This window comes from Leclercia sp. LSNIH3, from assembly GCF_002935105.1.
Classification (GTDB): Bacteria; Pseudomonadota; Gammaproteobacteria; order Enterobacterales; family Enterobacteriaceae; genus Enterobacter; species Enterobacter adecarboxylatus.
Genome location: NZ_CP026390.1, coordinates 18,999 through 37,837, shown reverse-complemented (window position 1 = coordinate 37,837; position 18,839 = coordinate 18,999). Strand labels below are relative to the sequence as shown.

General features: G+C 56.9%; 18 protein-coding genes and 2 pseudogenes. 10 read left to right on the top strand and 10 right to left on the bottom strand.

What is annotated here, in order from left to right; translation table 11 throughout:
* The first annotated feature begins 77 nt into the window (after window positions 1-77).
* Window positions 78-1,274, top strand: a complete 1,197-nt coding sequence (locus tag C3F35_RS23850) for an MFS transporter (protein WP_001549953.1) — start codon at window positions 78-80, stop codon at window positions 1,272-1,274.
* Window positions 1,275-1,345: 71 nt separating this feature from the next.
* On the opposite strand, the gene C3F35_RS23845 is transcribed toward C3F35_RS23850, so the two are convergent.
* Both C3F35_RS23845 and C3F35_RS23840 read right to left on the bottom strand, forming a co-directional pair.
* Window positions 1,346-2,173 (bottom strand): universal stress protein, encoded by an 828-nt coding sequence (locus C3F35_RS23845; protein WP_004118529.1) that lies wholly within the window; start codon window positions 2,171-2,173, stop codon window positions 1,346-1,348.
* Window positions 2,174-2,191: 18 nt separating this feature from the next.
* Window positions 2,192-3,670, bottom strand: coding sequence for a SulP family inorganic anion transporter (locus tag C3F35_RS23840; RefSeq protein WP_001549885.1), 1,479 nt, complete (start codon window positions 3,668-3,670; stop codon window positions 2,192-2,194).
* 483 nt (window positions 3,671-4,153) lie between these two features.
* Between C3F35_RS23840 and C3F35_RS23835 the strand changes: the two genes are divergently transcribed.
* The 3 genes from C3F35_RS23835 (at window position 4,154) to arsC (ending at window position 6,364) form a co-directional block, all read left to right on the top strand.
* Entirely contained in the window at window positions 4,154-4,507 is a 354-nt protein-coding gene (locus C3F35_RS23835) for a metalloregulator ArsR/SmtB family transcription factor (protein ID WP_001549886.1), read from the top strand.
* A gap of 95 nt (window positions 4,508-4,602) precedes the next feature.
* The gene (locus tag C3F35_RS23830) at window positions 4,603-5,886 is read left to right on the top strand and encodes an arsenic transporter (RefSeq protein ID WP_001549887.1); all 1,284 of its coding nucleotides are present in this window, start codon (window positions 4,603-4,605) and stop codon (window positions 5,884-5,886) included.
* A 49-nt stretch (window positions 5,887-5,935) separates the two neighbouring features.
* Window positions 5,936-6,364 (top strand): glutaredoxin-dependent arsenate reductase, encoded by a 429-nt coding sequence (arsC, locus tag C3F35_RS23825; RefSeq protein WP_001549888.1) that lies wholly within the window; start codon window positions 5,936-5,938, stop codon window positions 6,362-6,364.
* A 57-nt stretch (window positions 6,365-6,421) separates the two neighbouring features.
* Here the strand turns inward: arsC and arsH are convergent, their stop codons facing one another.
* Together arsH and C3F35_RS23815 are read right to left on the bottom strand one after the other, a co-directional pair.
* Window positions 6,422-7,135 carry an arsenical resistance protein ArsH gene (arsH, locus tag C3F35_RS23820; protein WP_025801347.1) on the bottom strand — a complete coding sequence of 238 codons (714 nt, stop codon included), beginning with the start codon at window positions 7,133-7,135 and terminating at the stop codon, window positions 6,422-6,424.
* A 5-nt stretch (window positions 7,136-7,140) separates the two neighbouring features.
* Complete coding sequence (locus C3F35_RS23815) at window positions 7,141-7,473, bottom strand: ArsR/SmtB family transcription factor (RefSeq protein ID WP_001549890.1); 333 nt, start codon at window positions 7,471-7,473, stop codon at window positions 7,141-7,143.
* Between the two features lie 248 nt (window positions 7,474-7,721).
* Between C3F35_RS23815 and C3F35_RS27280 the strand changes: the two genes are divergently transcribed.
* Complete coding sequence (locus C3F35_RS27280) at window positions 7,722-8,027, top strand: DUF6710 family protein (RefSeq protein ID WP_011742557.1); 306 nt, start codon at window positions 7,722-7,724, stop codon at window positions 8,025-8,027.
* A 173-nt stretch (window positions 8,028-8,200) separates the two neighbouring features.
* Here C3F35_RS27280 and C3F35_RS23805 read toward each other — a convergent pair whose 3' ends face one another.
* From C3F35_RS23805 to C3F35_RS23785, 5 genes and pseudogenes are all read right to left on the bottom strand, one after another.
* The gene (locus C3F35_RS23805; protein ID WP_000792636.1) at window positions 8,201-8,734 is read right to left on the bottom strand and encodes a phospholipase D family nuclease; all 534 of its coding nucleotides are present in this window, start codon (window positions 8,732-8,734) and stop codon (window positions 8,201-8,203) included.
* Window positions 8,734-9,729: an ATPase, T2SS/T4P/T4SS family gene (locus tag C3F35_RS23800; RefSeq protein ID WP_000128596.1), complete on the bottom strand. Its 996-nt coding sequence runs from the start codon at window positions 9,727-9,729 to the stop codon at window positions 8,734-8,736. Before C3F35_RS23800 ends, C3F35_RS23805 begins: the two co-directional genes overlap by 1 nt.
* 41 nt (window positions 9,730-9,770) lie before the next feature.
* Window positions 9,771-10,931: a type IV secretion system protein VirB10 gene (gene virB10 / locus C3F35_RS23795; RefSeq protein WP_000101710.1), complete on the bottom strand. Its 1,161-nt coding sequence runs from the start codon at window positions 10,929-10,931 to the stop codon at window positions 9,771-9,773.
* Window positions 10,931-11,725, bottom strand: a pseudogene (locus C3F35_RS23790) (TrbG/VirB9 family P-type conjugative transfer protein); the annotation flags it as partial. The gene virB10 and the pseudogene C3F35_RS23790, both read right to left, overlap by 1 nt.
* Before the next feature lie 32 nt (window positions 11,726-11,757).
* The gene (locus C3F35_RS23785) at window positions 11,758-12,363 is read right to left on the bottom strand and encodes a recombinase family protein (RefSeq protein WP_000509966.1); all 606 of its coding nucleotides are present in this window, start codon (window positions 12,361-12,363) and stop codon (window positions 11,758-11,760) included.
* A gap of 94 nt (window positions 12,364-12,457) precedes the next feature.
* Here C3F35_RS23785 and C3F35_RS23780 point away from each other — a divergent pair, with 94 nt between their 5' ends.
* The gene (locus tag C3F35_RS23780; RefSeq protein WP_001553819.1) at window positions 12,458-15,355 is read left to right on the top strand and encodes a Tn3-like element Tn5403 family transposase; all 2,898 of its coding nucleotides are present in this window, start codon (window positions 12,458-12,460) and stop codon (window positions 15,353-15,355) included.
* Between the two features lie 34 nt (window positions 15,356-15,389).
* On the opposite strand, the pseudogene C3F35_RS23775 reads toward C3F35_RS23780, so the two are convergent.
* Window positions 15,390-15,743 (bottom strand): annotated as a pseudogene (locus tag C3F35_RS23775) (molybdopterin-dependent oxidoreductase); the annotation flags it as partial.
* 605 nt (window positions 15,744-16,348) lie between these two features.
* On the opposite strand from C3F35_RS23775, the gene C3F35_RS23770 reads away from it, so the two are divergent.
* The 4 genes from C3F35_RS23770 to C3F35_RS23755 all read left to right on the top strand — a co-directional run bounded on the left by C3F35_RS23770 (window position 16,349) and on the right by C3F35_RS23755 (window position 18,839).
* A complete protein-coding gene (locus C3F35_RS23770) occupies window positions 16,349-17,359 on the top strand; it encodes a zinc-binding alcohol dehydrogenase family protein (protein ID WP_011191343.1) in 1,011 nt (336 codons plus the stop codon).
* Window positions 17,360-17,432: 73 nt separating this feature from the next.
* Complete coding sequence (locus tag C3F35_RS23765) at window positions 17,433-17,864, top strand: GlcG/HbpS family heme-binding protein (protein ID WP_004357630.1); 432 nt, start codon at window positions 17,433-17,435, stop codon at window positions 17,862-17,864.
* A gap of 62 nt (window positions 17,865-17,926) precedes the next feature.
* The gene (locus tag C3F35_RS23760; RefSeq protein ID WP_011191344.1) at window positions 17,927-18,217 is read left to right on the top strand and encodes a DUF1330 domain-containing protein; all 291 of its coding nucleotides are present in this window, start codon (window positions 17,927-17,929) and stop codon (window positions 18,215-18,217) included.
* 151 nt (window positions 18,218-18,368) lie between these two features.
* On the top strand, window positions 18,369-18,839 hold the full coding sequence (locus C3F35_RS23755; protein WP_011191345.1) for a TlpA family protein disulfide reductase: 471 nt from the start codon (window positions 18,369-18,371) through the stop codon (window positions 18,837-18,839).

The window sequence follows — 18,839 nt, the reverse complement described above, 5'->3', positions numbered from 1 at the left end:
AGGCGCCGTGTCCGCAGCAGCCGGTACGGACACGTCGTGATTAATCGGCGGGCTGCAGCCCGCCTTCAGGGATATTCATGCGTCAGCTTTTTCGGTTTATGTTTCATCACGCCTCTCACCTTACGTTCGGTGCGATGCTGATGGCCATGTCCAGCTTTGGACAGACCTATTTTGTCTCACTTTACGGGCAGGATTTTCGTGAGGCCTTTGGGCTCACCGACGGCGGACTGGGCGGCCTGTACGCAATCGGAACGGTGATGAGCGCCATCACGCTGACCTGGGCCGGACGGCTGATTGACTACACCACGACCCGCCGCTTCACGCTGGCGGTCACCCTTTTGCTGCTCACGGCCTGCCTGCTGGTTTCCGGCGCACAGGCGGCGTGGATGCTGTGCATCGGGTTTTACTTTCTGCGCCTCGGCGGCCAGGGACTGATGGTGCATACTGCGCTGACCGCAACGGCGCGCCAGTTCCCCCTTGATGCAGGCAAGGCGCTCGGCGCCATCGCGCTGGGGCTCTCGCTGGCGCAGGCCGTTTTTCCTGTGATTGCGGTGCAGATAAGCGCGCTGACGGGATGGCGCGCTGCCTGGGGCATCAATGCCGGAATGCTTGTTGCCGGCGTGGGGGTCGCGCTGATGTTTTTGCCCCGCGGGAAAGAGAAGCCGCTGCGTACGTTCAGAAAGCGGGGTGAGGAGAAAGAAAAAGAGGCGCCGGTATGGCGAAACCGCAACCTGCTGCTGGCGCTGCCTGTCGTGCTGGCCTCCCCCTTTATCACCACCGGCTTCTTCTTCCACCAGGCGAGGCTGGCACAGGAGAAAGGCTGGGAGCTGTCGTGGGTGGCGGTATGGTTTATTGCCTATGCCATTACCCAGGCGGTATCGCTGCTGTCGTTTGGCCCGCTGATTGACCGGCTCTCACCACGCAGGCTGCTGCCGTGGTTTCTGATGCCACAGGCCCTGGCCATGCTGGCGCTATGGCTCAGCAACGGTCAGTGGGTGACGCCTTTTTACCTGATTATGACCGGCGTATCGTCGGCCATTGCCTCAACGCTTGCCACCGCGCTCTGGGTACAGCTGTTTGGTCCGGCGCAGCTGGCCAGGGTGCGCTCGGCGGTTGAGGCAGGGACGGTGATTGCCAGCGGGGCATCCCCGGTAATCATGGGCGTGCTGATAGATAACCATGTCACCCTGCATCTTCAGGCCCTGTTCTGCCTGGTCTACATTCTTGGCGCCAGCCTGCTGGCCACCGGTATCAGGACGGATGCGCCGCAATAACGCGCCTTTACCTTCATACCCGTCATCCTCTTTCCCCTGTGAAGGCGGGCCTGATATCAGGCCCGCCTGTTTCATCGCAGCATCAGCAGGGGCTGACGGCTTTCAGACAGCATTTCCGTGGTGTGGCTGCCAATAAAGAATCGCCGTAACCGGGAGTGCCCGCAGGCCCCCATTACCGTGAGGTCGATATCATGGGCGTCCGCGTAGCGGCACAGCGCCCCGGTTACGGACTCGTCTTCCAGCAGGCGTGTCTCGGTCGTGATACCGGCTTCCTGAAGAACAGCCTGCGCATCCTGCAGGGCTGACATGTCACCGTTGACCATCACGATATGACAGCTCAGGCCGTGCAGCAGCGGGCTGACCGTCAGGCGCGTCAGGTTTTTACGGCTCTCACTGCTGCCGTCGTACGCAAACATCACCCGCGCCGGCGGCGTAAACGTCTCCGGCACAATCAGCACCGGGTTTTTCTGCAGGCGAATGACGCTTTCCAGATGGCTGCCTACCTGATTCTGCGTCCCGCGGCGCCCCAGCACCATCAGCCGGACTTCGCCCAGCTCCGCCAGGATTTCGTCCAGTGCGCCGTGCTTTTGCAGCAGCTGTGCGTCCGGCTGTCCGGTCTGCTTCAGGAGCTCCGCACAGCCGGCCAGCACGGCCTTGCCCTGCGCCATCAGCAGCCGGCTGCGCTCACCCTCGACGCGGACCAGCGCTTCGGTCAGCTGCTCCCGGCTGTCAATACCAATGCTCCCGGTCAGGTCAGACACGGCGGGAGTCTCACTCTTTTCGAGCACGTGCAGCAGCGCCAGCGGCGCGCCAAGTTTACCGGCTGCCCAGGCAGCATACTCACAGACCGGCCGGGTTGACGGCGAGCCGTCAACGCAGGCAATAACGGTGTTATTCATGATGCTTTCTCCAGTAAATTAATGGCCACCCATCAGCTTTTCCACTTCTTCAGGCTTGTCATGCACTCCGAAGCGGTCAACGAGGGTGCGGGTCGCGTCATTCATACCCTTGATCTCCACTTCCGTGCCTTCGCGACGGAACTTGATAACCACCCGGTCCAGCGCGCTCACGGAGGTGATATCCCAGAAGTGGGCGTGCGTTACGTCAATCACCACGCGCTCCACCGCTTCACGGAAGTCGAAGTGGCTCATAAAGCGATCGGATGAGGCAAAGAATACCTGGCCGGCTACGGTATAGGTGCGGGTGTCGTCCTTCAGCTCAGAGGAGACCGCCATAAAGCGGGCGACCTTGGTGGCGAAGTTCAGCGAGGCAATCAGCACGCCGGTGAGCACGCCAAACGCCAGGTTATCGGTCGCCACCACCACCACCACGGTGGCCAGCATCACCACGCTGGTTGACAGCGGATGGCTGCGCAGGTTGCTGATGGAGCGCCAGGAGAAGGTGCCGATGGAGACCATGATCATCACCGCCACCAGAGCCGCCATGGGTATCCGGGACACCCAGTCGCGCAGGAACACCACCATCAGCAGCAGCACCACGCCGGCGGTGAGCGTGGAAAGCCGCCCGCGCCCGCCCGATTTGACGTTGATCACCGACTGGCCAATCATCGCGCAGCCCGCCATGCCGCCGATAAAGGAGGTGCAGATGTTGGCCACGCCCTGCGCCTTGCACTCGCGGTTTTTATCGCTCGGCGTGTCGGTCATGTCGTCCACGATGGTGGCGGTCATCATCGACTCCAGCAGCCCCACCACGGCAAGTCCTGCCGAGTACGGCAGAATAATCATCAGCGTGTCGAGGTTAAGCGGGATATCCGGGATCAGAAACACCGGCAGGCTGTCCGGCAGTTTGCCCATGTCACCCACGGTGCGCACGTCCAGGTGCAGCCACATGGAAATGGCGGTCAGCACGATGATGCAGACCAGCGGCGAGGGAATGGTTTTGTTCAGATACGGGAAGAGATAAATGATGCCCAGGCCCGCAGCGGTCAGGGCATAAACGTGCCAGGTGACGTTGGTCAGCTCCGGCAGCTGCGCCATAAATATCAGGATGGCCAGCGCGTTCACGAAACCGGTGACCACCGAGCGGGAGACGTAGCGCATCAGGCTGCCCAGCTTCAGGTAGCCGGCCGCCAGCTGCAGTACGCCGGTCAGCGCCGAGGCCGCCAGCAGATACTGCAGGCCGTGGTCTTTTACAAGCGTGATCAGCAGCAGCGCCATCGCACCGGTGGCGGACGATATCATTGCCGGACGGCCGCCGAGGAAGGCCATAACCAGGGGAATACAGAACGCAGAGTAGAGCCCGACCTGCGGGTCGACTCCGGCGATGATGGAAAAGGCGATCGCTTCGGGAATAAGCGCGAGCGCGACCACAATACCGGCAAGGACGTCACCACGGACGTTACCCAGCCAGTCCTTACGCGTCGAGGACAGCAGCATAGTCATTTCTCAGTTTTTGATTACGGTCAGCCCGTGAGGGCAAAAATTTTACGTACGAAAAAGCACATCCGCAGACGGGATGTTTTTGAGTGCGCGCCGAAGTTTATTCAGTGCGACAGAGGAGGGGTACGACTCAGGGTGGCGTAAGACGCATGGTGGTGTTTATCACTCCTTCACGGCTGACAGAGCAGCGCGGGTAATCAGAAAGACCGGATGAACAGACGTTCAGTACCGGCCACAAATGCCCGCCGGGCAGATGAACCACGGCAAAAAGCGCTTTTTACTCTACACGAATTGTTAACGGGGTCAACGCGCAGGGCAAAAACGCTGTTCATGGAATGCCGGTCAGGCGCATCCGGACGGAAAGTCCTTCTGCATGCTCAGGCTCGTCCGGCGTTCGCACATACATATGATTAAGTGAATATAAATTTGACGGAGAAAGTTTCACAGGTACACTCAGGTCAGTCACAATAAGGAGTCACCATGCCACCCGTGTCCCCCCTGCAGCTTTTTAAAAGCCTTTCCGACGAAACCCGACTCAGCCTCGTGCTGCTGCTACGCGAAAAAGGGGAGCTCTGCGTCTGTGAACTTACGTCCGTGCTGAAAGAAACTCAGCCCAAAATCTCACGGCATCTGGCTCTGCTGAGAGAAAACGGGCTGCTTACCGACCGGCGGGACGGAAAATGGATCCACTATCGTCTGTCGCCTCATATGCCGGCGTGGGCAGCGGCGGTTATCGAACAGGCTTATCTCTGCCAGCGGGATGATATCCGCCAGCTCAGCCGGCAGGCTGAACGCGATAACGCCACCACCAACGGCAAGCCTGTCTGCATTTAAAAATTTACCGGTATATATCTGGATTATCGAATATATTACGCATCGAAAATTTATCAGTCCGGTTTAACAGGCATTTGTATTCAATAGGAGCGGGTATGTTTCTGGCAGGTGCGATTTTCATCCTGACGCTGGTACTGGTCATCTGGCAGCCGAAGGGGCTGAGCATTGGCTGGAGTGCCGTCATCGGTGCGGCGCTGGCGCTGCTGACCGGCGTGGTGCACATCGGTGATATTCCGGTGGTCTGGCAGATTGTCTGGAACGCCACGGGCACGTTCATTGCGGTCATCATTATCAGCCTGCTGCTCGATGAGTCCGGCTTTTTTGAGTGGGCCGCGCTGCACGTTTCCCGCTGGGGAGGCGGCAGGGGCCGGCTGCTGTTCACGTATATCGTTCTGCTGGGTGCCGCAGTGGCGGCGCTGTTTGCCAATGACGGAGCCGCGCTAATTCTGACGCCGATCGTTATTGCCATGCTGCTGGCGCTGGGATTCACTCCCGGCTCCACGCTGGCGTTTGTGATGGCAGCGGGCTTTATCGCTGACACCTCCAGCCTGCCGCTCATCGTATCGAACCTGGTGAACATCGTAACGGCTGACTTCTTTACGCTGGGCTTCAGCGAGTACGCATCCGTCATGGTGCCGGTGAACATTGCCTCCATTGCGGCCACGCTGGTGATGCTTCATCTCTTTTTCCGCAGGGACATCCCGGTCACCTATGACCTGGCGAAGCTGAAGGCACCGCGGGAAGCCATCCGGGATGCACGAACCTTTAAGGCTGGCTGGGTGGTTTTGGTTCTTCTGCTGGTTGGCTTTTTTGCTCTGGAGCCGCTCGGCGTGCCGGTCAGCCTGGTGGCGGCGGTGGCGGCGTTTATTCTCTGGCTGGTTGCCCGCAAAGGACACGTGATTGACGCCGGCAGGGTGCTGAAAGGCGCGCCCTGGCAGATCGTTATCTTTTCGCTGGGCATGTATCTGGTGGTATACGGACTGCGTAACGCCGGACTGACTGATTACCTTTCCGCCGCCCTGAACCGGTTTGCAGAGCACGGCGTATGGGGCGCAACGCTCGGCACCGGCTTCCTGACGGCGGCACTCTCGTCCGTCATGAACAACATGCCCACCGTGCTGGTTGGCGCGTTGTCGATTGACGGTAGTAGCGCACAGGGCGTGGTGAAGCAGGCGATGATTTACGCCAACGTCATCGGCTGTGACCTCGGCCCGAAAATAACCCCTATCGGCAGCCTCGCAACCCTGCTGTGGCTGCACGTGCTGGCACAGAAAAACATCACCATCAGCTGGGGCTATTACTTCCGCGTGGGCATCGTGATGACCCTGCCGGTGCTTTTTGTCACGCTGGCCGCGCTGGCCCTGCGCCTGTCTGTTTAACTTTAACCCCGGGGCTGCGCCCGTGCAGCCCCTTTACGGAGTACCGCTTATGACTGACATTACCATTTACCACAACCCGGCCTGCGGGACATCCCGCAATACCCTGGCGCTTATCCGTAACAGCGGCGCCGAACCCACGGTTATTCTGTATCTGGAAACGCCGCCGTCACGCGATGAGCTGAAGAAGCTGATTGCGGATATGGGCATCGGCGTGCGCGACCTGCTGCGCAAAAATACCGAACCGTACGAACAGCTCGGCCTGGCAGAAGACCGCTTCAGCAATGACGAACTGCTCGATGCCATGCTGGCTCATCCGATCCTCATTAATCGCCCGGTGGTAGTGACACCGCTCGGCACGAAGCTGTGCCGTCCCTCCGAAGTGGTTCTGGACATACTGCCGGACCCGCAGCAGGGCGCGTTTACCAAAGAGGACGGCGAAGCCGTCATTGATGAGCACGGGAACCGCGTCAGCCACTGATTTTTTACCAGGCTGCGGGCATAACAGTGTGGAAAAAGCCGGCATCTGCCGGCTTTTTTATATGCTGCGCTGGTTGACCCGCTCAGAAAGCTGCGCGGCACTCTCTTTCCTTTCGCTGTAGCGGTCGGTGAGATAATCACTGCGACCGCGCGTCAGCAGGGTGAACTTCATCAGTTCCTCCATGACGTCCACTATGCGGTCATAATACGAAGAAGGCTTCATGCGGCCATCCTCATCAAACTCGGCCCAGGCTTTTGCCACGGATGACTGATTCGGGATGGTGATCATCCGCATCCAGCGTCCAAGAATACGCATCTGATTTACAGCGTTGAACGACTGTGAGCCGCCGCTGACCTGCATGACGGCCAGGGTTTTTCCCTGTGACGGGCGGACCGCGCCTGACGTCAGCGGTATCCAGTCAATCTGGGCCTTCATGATGCCGGTCATGGCCCCGTGACGCTCCGGAGAGCACCAGACCATGCCTTCCGACCAGAGAACCAGCTCCCGCAGCTCAGCCACTTTCGGGTGCGTCTCCGGCGCATCATCGGGCAGTGGCAGGCCGGACGGGTTGAAAATTTTCACCTCCGCGCCCATGGCCGTCAGCAGCCGGGCACCTTCTTCCGTTGTCAGCCGGCTGTAAGAGCGCGCCCGCAGCGAGCCGTAGAGCATCAGGATGCGGGGCGGATGCGTTATCTCTCTGGCCTTCAGCTTATCTTCCGTCAGCGGCGCGTCCAGGAGGGCCGGATCGATATTTTTCAGGGCATCAGTCAGGTTGTTCACAATGGGGTCTCTTCGGGAGTCTTTGCGGGTGACAGACTGCAGCTGCCGCCTGCGCAGCATTCTTCTGTCAGAAAGGCCATCAATTGCTCAAGCTGCGCATAGCAGGGCCTGCAGAACAGGGTACGACTCTGCCGTTCCTGGCTTATGAGTCCAGCGGATATCAGCGCTGAAAGATGATGGCTGAGCGTGGAGGCAGGAATCTCAAGGTGCTTCTGCAGTTCGCCAACCGGCAGGCCTTCATGACCCGCCCTGACCAGCTCCCGGTATATGCTGAGACGTGTCGGGTGGCCCAGTTCTCGAAGTGCGTTTGCAGCAGTGTTTAAATCCATAATACCTCCTTTATCTATATTTCCAGAATAATAGAAATATAGCCTGCGTCAATCGTTTCTGCCGTGAGGGTACCGCTTTCCCAATCATGCTCTGTCCGCCAGGTTATGGGGGGCAGAGCCAGAGCACTACCGAAATCCTTGCGAATACCCGTGCAGGGAATAATTTCCGCCCCCTTTATGGCCGGAAAAAAAACTGATAAACGTCGCCTTTTCAGAAGGTTGCTTTCTTAACGTGGTTTTTCGCATGGTTGGACCTCAGACCCCATATAGGCAGCGCTAAGGGCAATCCGTGGGTACAGGATATTAACCACCGCGTTACTTTGTGGTTGCCCTGGCGGATAGGCTTTGTACGAGGAGGGAACCATTCTATTGCCAGCGGCGTTCTGGCCGGTGAGGGTGAGGTAATACCCGATACGGTTTATGATATGCGGTATTTGCTCGATATTGTCAGCACTGACGGGTATTACTGGTACATGAGCGGGAAGATCTGCGAGAGAGTCAGTGACTACCGTACAGCCGCCTTTTTTGAAATAGGCCGCCTGCTTACACTGTGATTCCTTCAAAATATCTCAACGAAATTTCCCGACACCTGTTTAAGCTATCTTGCTGATATTTCTGTTTTTCGATTTTTGCCGGCGCGATGCCGGCGACGTTGGCCAGCTGCCCCGTGCGCGATACTGAGATCAGTTTCTTTGAACAAAAAAAACCGCCTTTCGGCGGTCAGTATTCAGTAGCTGGAACGGTAGTCTCTCCCCCGATTCCAGCGGTCTTGCCAGTGTTCGAGGAATGATTCAGCGAGCTTAGGCATGTTCCAGATCACCACCGCATTCTCCGAGTTTTTCGTTTCGGCCGCTTTGGTGAAATTAAAGCTGCCAGTTTCAACGGTCACATTATCCACGATGATCACCTTGTCATGCTGGATAGGGAAATCACTGTCAGTACGCAAAGGGATGCCGCTGTTCGCTATGTAGTTCATGGCCGCAATGCTGGCGCGCCCCGTATTGCCCCTTTCATCAATTACGATTTTCACATCAACTCCCCGTTTTTTGGCTGCTACCAGTGCCTTCATAATATCCGGGGCGGTAAAAGAATAAGCCATCATCCGTATCGAGGTTTTTGCGGAGTCAATGGCGCTCAGGACGAGAACGCGGGCGCTTCCTTCAGGCGAGTAGCCAACCTGAACGGATGGTTCCACCGCAAAGGCGGGCAGGGCGGCTGTCGTAAATGCTGCGGCCAGAAGCCAGGTTGCTAAGTTTTTCATTACAGGCTCCCGTTCACACACTGCATTTTATATTCAGGGTCAAAATAAATTTCTTTGATTTTCCGCTTTTCCATATGCACCACAACGTCAATGGTGGAGTAGAGCATTCGCATAATATCGCTCATATCGAGCATACGGCCGATAGGGGTCGCTTTGATAAGCAGCCCAATACGGTTAAAGGCATCGCGCGCAGAGTTAGCGTGCGTTGACATAACACCGCCTGGATGGCCGGTATTAAGTGCTTTAAGATAATCCCACGCAGCATCATCCCTAAGCTCAGTCATGATGATACGGCCCGGTGTCAGACGCATACAGGCTCGCAGGGCATCAGTGGCGCTGACGCGGCCGATCTTTCCTGCATCGCCGTACATCATATAAACGGCTTCTACAACGTGATCGACCGTGACTTCGTGAACGTCCTCTAAAATAATTACACGCTCGTCTTTATGTAGCGATTTTAACAGCGCGCGCGTGAGTACCGTTTTCCCCGACCCGGTTTCACCGCAGATCACGATAGTGCGTTTCTTCTCAACGGCGGTTTGCAGGAATGCGGGCCATTTTTCGCTGCTGTGCAGCTCTTTAAGGAAAAAATCATCATCCGTTAGGCTTTGCTTGCTGCCGGTAATCTTCCGGCAGTCACTGAAAATCCCCTCGCTGGTCAGCTGCTCCAGATTTTTATCGGCCGCCAAATCCTTACGAAACGCTACGGCCGTTGTACCGTCAATCACCGCAGGGGGCAGACAGATAACGCCCCTGATCCCGCCAGGCAGGATCACGTCATTAATGGCCTGCATGGTCAGCTTGTTGCTGCTCACCAACGATTTAGCAAGGTTCCTAATAAAATCTGCCGTAATTGCCGCGTTCTGCACAACCCTGCGGCCGCTGAACGTATCACAGATAACTTCCTGAAAGCAGTTAATGCGAATTTCAAAAACAGTAGGATCTTCTAAATACTCGCGCAGTGGGCCAAGTTGATAGAAAGCTGCATCAGTCATGATTACTCCTGAAGAAAAGCGGGCGCTAAGCGCCCACTTTTTTAGTTGTCTGCGAGCGTATAAACGCCGCTGAAATCGAGGTCGCGGGCAACAAAAATGCTCACCGCATCACCCTGCTGATCGTAGAGGGTAGGGGGGATAGACATGTAAGAGCGAAGTGCTTCAGACGCCAGCTGCTCACCGCTGTTTTCTGTGCTGTTGTACTGAATGTTATTACTCTGCGTCTGGTTAACCAGCGCCGTTAAGGTGTCAGAGAACAACGAAATCATGATCGCACCACGCAGACGCTCCCACATATGGGTATCCACCTGGCCCGGAATCCCCGCGCTGCCGAGTGAGTTCGTTCCGGCACTGTCAATATTAACGATTGTCCCGTCCTGGTCATTGCGGATACGCTCCCAGAGAACAAACACGCGCGCCTGGCCGTCTTTGATACCACCGGTAATCTGCCCGTCAACCCATGAGCCTTTATCAATCAGCCTAACGAGTCCATCAGCTGAGTAAACGTCCTGTGAAACCCGGCAGGAAACCTGACCCGGAACAGTGGTATCCAGCTCGGTGCCGGTACCACAGGGGATCATTTTGCCTTTCGGAACAGTCAGGCTGGGATTAGCCATGACTCCAGCGCGGCTAGCCTTCAGCCTTGCAGGAGTCAGGTTTTTAGCGAGTGCTGAACTACCTTCGCTTGTTTCGTTGTCCTGGGGCTGCACTCCGGGACTATTGCTTGTAGCCGCCTGATTAGTCTGGGCCAGCTCGCCGCCCAGACGACGCTGCATAGCCAGTTCTTCAGGCGAAGGTTCTTTACGCTTATTAGAGGTACGCGCGGCGGTATTGCTGCTGCCCGCATCTGCATCTGCCTGTGCGGCAGCCTGCACAGCACGGGCATCAGTGGCGCTATTCTGCGCAGTTGCAGGTTTATTAACATCAGGATCGCTGTTAAAGCTGTAGTTTGGCAGTGTATTGGCCTGTTGCGCTTTACCACCGTCTTTATCAGCTTCAGCTTTAGCCGGGGTGCGAATTTTACCCATGACCGTAATCCCGATGAATACCAAAGCAAGCAGCGCCATCAGTATGACAAAGGCTTTCATACCAGGAGCCGAACGGCGGTTACTGCCTTTAAATCCGCCACGCTCGCTTTCGAATTCACCGTCTCCGGTGTTTTCATCGAGTTCCTGATCTACATCGACACTTTTACGGGCCATCAGTTATCCTCCCCAATTTGAACCCTGCGCACATCCGGGGAAGCCGTACCGGTTGCTACCGCACCGGCGCCCGGCGCGAAATTATTATTACGAACGCCAACGACTTTATCGCCCAGACGAATACGCCACTCTTTAGCGACGGTTTCCACCTCGATGATGTTGCGGTTCTCACCCACAACATGAGAGTTAGGCAGCGTTTCTTTGCCACTGGCCGAAATCATGTAGACCTGCGGTAACTCCGCATTGGCCGGAAACTCAAACCGGGTAAAGCGGTAGTTATCCCAGACGTGAACCGGCTGGATGCTGCGCATTTCAGGCTGTTCGCTCATTACGTACTGATAGTTCTTCGCCCCCGCAAAAGCCGTCTGCTTCAGCTTCTGCGTAATGCGTTTTTTATCAGCCGCGCTTTTGGCTTTTTCCTGCTGCTCAAACGGATATTCATAGGTCAGCTGAAGAACGGCCTGGCGCACAGCCCACGGCGTTTCAATAAAGGATTTTGATACCGTACCGTCTGCATTTTTCTTCGTTTCTTCACCGATGAAATGGAGGACGATGTTATAGGTGCGCTTATCGGTGACGATCACCAGGTTGGTATCACTCATGGCCTGTTTCGGCTTCACAAAAAAATGGTTCATTTTGTGCGCAAACGTCCAGCTTTCAGAATCGCCAAAAGCATGAGTGATATAGGTTTCGTCAGGCGCGACAACAATGTGGGTAGCCACACCGGCGATAGCGTCAATTTTGACCACATTAACAGGGTTATAAACAACGCTTTTAATGCGATAGTCATAAGGGGGTCGGTTCCGGCTGAGGGCGAAATGACACCCTAAGCGTTAGCTCTGTGTCGTTGCACGATGTCAGCGACGGTATTCTTGCTGATACCGAGCTCGCGTGCGATCCAGCGATAGCTGCGTCCCTCGGCCCTCATCGCAACCACCTTAGGCAAAAGTCGGTCTGATTTTGGTCGCACTCCGGCCTGACGACCAAGCCTCTTACCACGTGCCTTCGCAACAGCAAGGCCTGACTTGACCCGCTCGCTGATGAGATCCCGCTCAAACTCCGCAATGCCGGAAAGAAACGTCGCCAGCATTCGTCCATACGGCGACGAAAGATCGAACGCCATTCCATTCATGGCTATCACGGAAACCTTCCAGTTCTCCAGTTCACGTAGCGTATTGAGCAGATCGAGCGTCGAGCGCCCCCACCGGGAAAGCTCAGTGACCAGGATTGCATCAATTTGTCTGGACTGGGCAAGCGCCAGGACTTTCTTTCGCTCGGCCCGGTCGAGTTTAGTTCCTGAACCTGTTTCCTTAAATATTCCCACCACGTCGTAGCCGGCACGGCCGGCGAAGGCTCGCAGATCAAATTCCTGGCGTTCACAAGACTGATCCGCTGTTGAAACCCGGCAGTAAATGGCGGCACGATGTCCCAATTGAACCCTCCTGGATTTTTGTATCGGAACGCCCTGATTTATATGGGCTGGCTGTTGTCCAAAACAGACTATACTTCAAAAGGGACGAATTTGTATGTCACGACGCCATATTTTCACCGAACGGCAGCGAGCAGCGCTGTTCGATCTGCCCACGGACGAACTGTCGCTACTGAAGTTCTACACGCTGGGCGATGATGACCTGGAAAACATTAGGCAGCGCCGCAGACCGGAAAACAGGATTGGCTTTGCCCTGCAACTTTGTGCCTTACGATATCCGGGCCGTGCACTGGCTCCTGGTGAGATGATCCCGCGTGAAGTCCTTTCCTTCGTCGGTGCTCAGCTTGGAGTTCCGGCTGATGCGCTTCTCACTTATGCCACACGGCGCCAAACCCGTCAGCAGCACATGGACACGCTGCGCGAAATTTACGGCTACAAGACCTTCACGGGCCGTGGTGCCCGTGATCTGCGGGAGTGGACTTTCGGCCAGGCCGAAGATGCCAGATCAAACGAGGATCTTGCTCATCGTTTTATTGTGCGGTGTCGGGAAACTTCCACCATTCTGCCCGCAGTATCGACAATCGAGCGCTTGTGCGCGGATGCTCTGGTCGCCGCTGAGCGGCGGATTGAAACGCGGATTGCGGAAAATTTAACAGCGGATGTTCGCGATCACCTGGACAAACTTCTGAGTGAAATGCTCGCCGGCAATATCAGTCGTTTCATCTGGCTTCGCAACTTCGAGGTTGGTAACAACTCGGCTGCTGCTAACCGTTTGCTCGACAGGCTCGAATTTCTGCGTACCCTGAATATCAATCATAGTGCTTTGGCCAGCATACCTGCCCATCGCATTGCCCGGCTGCGTCGGCAGGGTGAACGCTACTTCACCGACGGTTTGCGTGACATCACTTCGGACCGCCGCTGGGCGATCCTTGCCGTCTGTGTTGTGGAGTGGGAAGCGGCGATTGCTGATGCCATAGTCGAAACCCATGACAGGATCGTAGGAAAAACCTGGCGGGAAGCGAAGCGCCAGCATGACGAAACAATTTCCGGCTCTAAAGCCACACTCACGGATACGATCCGTACCTTCACCGCGCTGGGAGCTTCGTTGCTTGAGGCCCGCAGTGACGGAACCCCGCTGGAGATGGCTGTCGCCAGTTCGGTTGCATGGGACCGGCTCGCTCAACTGGTAGCGACAGGGACTCAACTCAGCAACACGCTAGCCGATGAGCCTCTTGCATATGTCGGGCAGGGATACCATCGCTTTCGTCGTTATGCGCCCCGCATGTTGCGCTGTCTGAAGCTCGAAGCCGCGCCGGTCGCCGGACCATTGGTAGCAGCAGCTTTGTCGATCGGAGAGATGAAAGGTGTTGCATCGCCAGAAAGGCGTTTCCTGCGGCCCAGCTCCAAATGGAACCGTCATTTACGAGCTCAGGAAAAAGGAGATACCCGTCTTTGGGAAGTGGCGGTACTCTTTCACCTCCGGGATGCTTTTCGTTCCGGAGATGTCTGGCTCGCTCATTCGCGCCGCTATGGTGACCTCAAGCAGGTACTGGTGCCGATGATCGCGGCGCAGGAAAATGCAAAACTGGCCGTGCCTTCCAACCCACAGGATTGGCTGGCAGACAGAAAGGCGCGACTCACGATCGCTCTTAAGCGGCTGGCCCGGGCTGCCCGTAACGGCACTATTCCGCACGGTAGCATAGAAGATGGAACGTTGCGGATCGACAGGTTGACAGCAGACGTGCCGGATGGTGCCGAGGCACTCATACTGGATCTGTATCGCCGAATGCCGTCCGTTCGGATTACCGACATGCTGCTTGAAGTTGATGCAGCCCTTGGTTTCACAGATGCGTTTACCCATCTGAGAACCGGGGCTCCATGTCGCGACCGGATCGGTCTGCTCAACGTCCTGCTCGCTGAAGGGCTCAATCTGGGCCTGCGTAAGATGGCGGAAGCTACAAACACGCATGATTACTGGCAGCTCTCACGCCTTGCCCGCTGGCATGTTGAAAGCGAAGCCATGAACCAGGCATTGGCAATTGTGGTGGCCGCGCAGGGTAAACTGCCGATGTCACGCGTCTGGGGGATGGGCACGTCAGCATCGAGCGATGGTCAGTTTTTCCCAACAGCGCGGCATGGCGAAGCCATGAACATGGTCAATGCCAAATATGGTTCTGTTCCCGGCCTCAAAGCGTATACTCACGTAAGCGACCAGTTCGCGCCATTCGCTTGTCAGTCGATCCCGGCGACCGTGAGCGAGGCACCGTATATTCTCGATGGACTACTGATGAACGAGGTCGGTCGCCATGTTCGCGAACAGTATGCCGATACAGCAGGATTCACCGACCATTTGTTCGGAGCCAGTAGCCTGCTCGGCTACAATCTCGTTCTGCGAATCAGGGATCTGCCATCGAAGCGGTTGTACGTATTTAATCCCGATACGACCCCCAGGGAGTTACGCAAGTTGGTAGGTGGAAAAGCCCGGGAGGATCTTATCGTTGCGAACTGGCCTGATATTTTCCGTTGTGCCGCGACGATGACCGCTGGCAAAATCAGGCCCAGCCAACTCCTGCGCAAGCTCGCTTCTTACCCACGACAAAACAACCTTGCAGTTGCGCTTCGTGAAGTTGGTCGTATTGAACGGACCCTTTTCATTATTGAGTGGATCCTGGATACGGACATGCAGCGGCGTGCTCAGATCGGTCTTAACAAGGGAGAGGCCCACCATGCGCTCAAAAATGCGCTCCGTATCGGGAGGCAGGGGGAAATTCGCGATCGCACGACAGAGGGGCAGCACTACCGAATCGCTGGGCTCAATTTATTGACTGCGGTGATCATTTACTGGAATACCGTCCATCTTGGTCATGCCGTCACGGAGCGGCGGAACGAAGGGTTGGATGTTCCCCCTGAATTTCTTCCCCACATATCCCCATTGGGCTGGGCGCACATTCTACTGACTGGCGAATATCTTTGGCCCAAGGAACCGAAAGCTTAGGGTGTCATTTCGCCCTCAGCCGGAACCGACCCCAGTAATTATCGTAGCAGTGCGCCAAGACGAAATCGGTGGGCCGATCGAGCCCTGCATCTGCAAGGATGTCTTCGATGAGTACGCCCTCCCAGGCGGTATCCAGCTTGGACCAGGACGTGACGCAGTGAATGTCTCGGGTCATCTTGGTCTTCGGTAGGGCGTTGAACTCGCTCCAGTTCCACACTTTGACGGGCTTCGGACCGATCTTGACGGTGAATTTCCAATCGGAGGGCTCCACGCTCGGCGTTGGCCCGGCCGTCAGAACAGGGAAATTCTCCACGAGATGCTGACCCGGCGGTATCCGATCGGACTGGTCGCCGCCTGGACCGCGGCCTGTGAAACCTCTGGTGACCATAGCGAAACCCCCTTGCTTGTCACGACAGACCAGAACCTGATTCAGTTCAGAATTCTGTAAAAGATCTTTGCGCGCACAACCGCCGAACGAGCCAATTCACTGAAAATCAGAATACCGGATTCTCTATTAGCGTAGAGAAAAGTGTTGGACCATTTTGAGTCGTGGTTATGCGTGAAGACTATAGCGTCAGTCCAGTATGATTTCCCAATACCCTGTAGCTATAGTTTCGATAGCTTCGAATCGGCATTGCAGGCGTATCCCCGTCAGCGGATTTCGAGCGGACGCCGTCGCTTGCCAACGTTGGTGTGAGACCGGCGGGCGAGATCGCCCCTGCCAACGCGACCGCTGAGAGGTCGACTCCTCAACCGCTTGGGCGCTTATCGCCTCCATCCGGATGCTCACCCGCCGAACAGCAATAAACCGCTATTTTCGATAAACTTCTGAATCCGGCTCCGAGGTATGGAAACTATGTCGTACCGCTATTGGATATGTTGCGCGCATACCTTCATAGTCTGACACGCGAAATCTTTAAATCCTGAGTATATTTCGGAAGAAATTTCGATCTGATCGATAAGACTTCAGGATACAGCAAGCTGGAGACACCGATGAAAGCCGTTGGTTACAAGGTTCCGGGACCCATCGCCGAGGACGCCTCTCTGGTCGACATTGATCTGCCTCGGCCTGTCGCTGAAGGAGGCGATATCCTGGTTGAGGTGAAGGCTGTCTCGGTCAACCCGGTCGACTACAAAATCCGCAGCAGCACGCCGCCCGCTGATGGCGATTGGAAAGTGCTGGGATGGGATGCGGCCGGGATCGTGCAAGAGGTCGGCCCCGACGTGACGCAGTTCGCGGTAGGCGACGAGGTCTATTATGCCGGATCGCTCATAAGGCCTGGCACCAATGCGGAGTTCCATCTCGTCGACGCCCGGATCGTCGGTCGTAAACCCGCGTCGCTCGACTGGGCGGAAGCGGCGGCGCTGCCACTCACGACGTTGACGGCCTGGGAAGCCATGTTCGATCGCCTGGACGTGACGAAGCCCGTTCCCGGGGCGGCGGCGATCCTCATCATCGGTGGTGCGGGTGGGGTCGGGTCGATCGCCATCCAGATCGCTCGACAGCGCACGGATCTCATCGTCATCTCCACCGCCTCTCGGCCGGAAACCCAGGAGTGGGTTAAAGGGCTTGGGGCTCATCATGTCATCGACCACTCTCGGCCGCTCGCGCCACAGATTGCCGAGCTCAACATCGGCGCTCCCGCTTTCGTGTTCTCGACCACGCATACCGAGCAGCATGCATCCGACATCGCCGAACTGATCGCCCCGCAAGGACGGTTCGGATTCATCGACGATCCCAAGGCGCTCGACGTCATGCTGTTCAAGCGCAAGGCAGTGTCGATCCACCACGAGCTGATGTTCACACGGTCGCTCTACGGCACGCCCGACATGGATGAGCAGGGCAAGATCCTCAATTCGCTGGCGGTGCTGGTGGACGACGGCAAAATTCGCACGACGCTAACCGAAAAATTGTCGCCAATTAATGCCGCCAATCTGAAGACGGTGCACGCACTGATCGAAAGTGGCGCGGCAAGAGGCAAGATTGTCCTCGAAGGCTTCTGATGACTGCCACCGCCGAACGTCTTTTCTAACCTCAAGAACGCCGGACGGATTACGCCACGGCGAAGGAAATTTCATGACGAAATCCATTGCCACCGCCTCGATCAACCGCGAAACCGCCGTCGCCCTCATCGACGCGGCGATCGCCGCGGCACGTACAATCGGCATCCCGGCTGCGGTCGCCGTCGTCGACGCCACCGGTAACCTGCGCGCGTTCGAGCGCACTGATGACGCGCCGTTTCTCACCGTCGATGTTGCCATCGACAAGGCTTGGAGTTCCGCCTCGTTTGGGTACCCCACCCATGTCTGGAACGACTATGTTTCGAACGATCCAAAAGTGGCGCCGCTGGCCTATCGCCCCCGGATGGTCGCTGTCGGCGGAGGCTATCCGATCCTGGAAGACGGGAAGTTGATCGGCGGGATCGGCATCTCCGGAGGCAACTATCAGCAGGATCAGGATGCGTGCGTCGAGGCACTCACGAAAATCGGGTTCGAGCTGCCAGCCTGACGACTTTAAGGCCATCGCCAGCGGCGGTGGCCTGCAGATGCGACCTTATGAAAGACTTTAAGATGGAAGCGTTCGTCGTCTTCACCCGCGAAGAAACCACCGATCCGGAAGAACTCGCAACCTATTCTGCAGGCGTCGGCCCATCGTTCGATGGCCACGACGTAACCTTTCTCGCCGCTTATGGCGCGATGGAGCATTTGGAGGGGCCGCCCGTCGAAGGGGCCGTAATTTTGCGGTTCCCGACGATGCAGGCCGCCCGTGATTGGTATCATAGCCCCGCCTACCAAACCATCGCTGCGCACCGTTTTGCCGGTTCCCGCTATCGCGCCTTTGTCATTGAGGGGCGGCGGTGACACACCGACGGAAGAACGGCGGGGCTGGCCACGAGGTATCGGTCGGCGAACTCGCATCCTACAACCTGTAGGGGATCAAGGCGGTGAGGTTCGCGTGCCATCGCCACACGCGACCACTCATCGGACTTCTGCATCGGAATTGGAGGATCAGATGAGCGTCGACGAACGACAAGCCCCCGAGCTGCGGGTGCAGAGATGGATTGGCGCGGATGGAGAAAGCATCGCGCCGCTCAAGCTGTCGGATCTCGGCACCGGCCCGAAAGTCCTCTTCGCCTTCCAGCACTGGTGCCGTGGCTGCCATTTGCATGGATTTCCGACGCTACAAAGGTTGCATGGTGCATTGAGCGCCAAGGGCGTGGGCTTCGCGGTGATCCAGACCGTCTTCGAAGGAGCGGATGAGAACACCTTCGAGAAGCTGCGCGTGAACCAGCTCAAGTATGCGCTTCCTGTCGCGTTCGGTCAGGACGAGCCACCTGCCGGCGCGACGCTTCCCACCTTCATGGAGGACTACCGCACGCGGGGAACGCCCTGGTTCTCCGTGATGGACGCTGGCGGCCGCATCGTATTCTCGGACTTCCATCTCGACGCCGATCAGCTCGTGAAGGGACTGGAGCTGGTGTAA

What these genes read in the sequence shown, in the direction of transcription:
- C3F35_RS23850 (WP_001549953.1), top strand. Translation starts at nt 78, where the DNA reads ATGCGTCAGCTTTTTCGGTTTATGTTTCATCACGCCTCTCACCTTACG.
- C3F35_RS23845 (WP_004118529.1), bottom strand. Translation starts at nt 2,173, where the DNA reads ATGAATAACACCGTTATTGCCTGCGTTGACGGCTCGCCGTCAACCCGG.
- C3F35_RS23840 (WP_001549885.1), bottom strand. Translation starts at nt 3,670, where the DNA reads ATGCTGCTGTCCTCGACGCGTAAGGACTGGCTGGGTAACGTCCGTGGT.
- C3F35_RS23835 (WP_001549886.1), top strand. Translation starts at nt 4,154, where the DNA reads ATGCCACCCGTGTCCCCCCTGCAGCTTTTTAAAAGCCTTTCCGACGAA.
- C3F35_RS23830 (WP_001549887.1), top strand. Translation starts at nt 4,603, where the DNA reads ATGTTTCTGGCAGGTGCGATTTTCATCCTGACGCTGGTACTGGTCATC.
- arsC (WP_001549888.1), top strand. Translation starts at nt 5,936, where the DNA reads ATGACTGACATTACCATTTACCACAACCCGGCCTGCGGGACATCCCGC.
- C3F35_RS23815 (WP_001549890.1), bottom strand. Translation starts at nt 7,473, where the DNA reads ATGGATTTAAACACTGCTGCAAACGCACTTCGAGAACTGGGCCACCCG.
- C3F35_RS23805 (WP_000792636.1), bottom strand. Translation starts at nt 8,734, where the DNA reads ATGAAAAACTTAGCAACCTGGCTTCTGGCCGCAGCATTTACGACAGCC.
- C3F35_RS23800 (WP_000128596.1), bottom strand. Translation starts at nt 9,729, where the DNA reads ATGACTGATGCAGCTTTCTATCAACTTGGCCCACTGCGCGAGTATTTA.
- virB10 (WP_000101710.1), bottom strand. Translation starts at nt 10,931, where the DNA reads ATGGCCCGTAAAAGTGTCGATGTAGATCAGGAACTCGATGAAAACACC.
- C3F35_RS23780 (WP_001553819.1), top strand. Translation starts at nt 12,458, where the DNA reads ATGTCACGACGCCATATTTTCACCGAACGGCAGCGAGCAGCGCTGTTC.
- C3F35_RS23770 (WP_011191343.1), top strand. Translation starts at nt 16,349, where the DNA reads ATGAAAGCCGTTGGTTACAAGGTTCCGGGACCCATCGCCGAGGACGCC.
- C3F35_RS23765 (WP_004357630.1), top strand. Translation starts at nt 17,433, where the DNA reads ATGACGAAATCCATTGCCACCGCCTCGATCAACCGCGAAACCGCCGTC.
- C3F35_RS23760 (WP_011191344.1), top strand. Translation starts at nt 17,927, where the DNA reads ATGGAAGCGTTCGTCGTCTTCACCCGCGAAGAAACCACCGATCCGGAA.
- C3F35_RS23755 (WP_011191345.1), top strand. Translation starts at nt 18,369, where the DNA reads ATGAGCGTCGACGAACGACAAGCCCCCGAGCTGCGGGTGCAGAGATGG.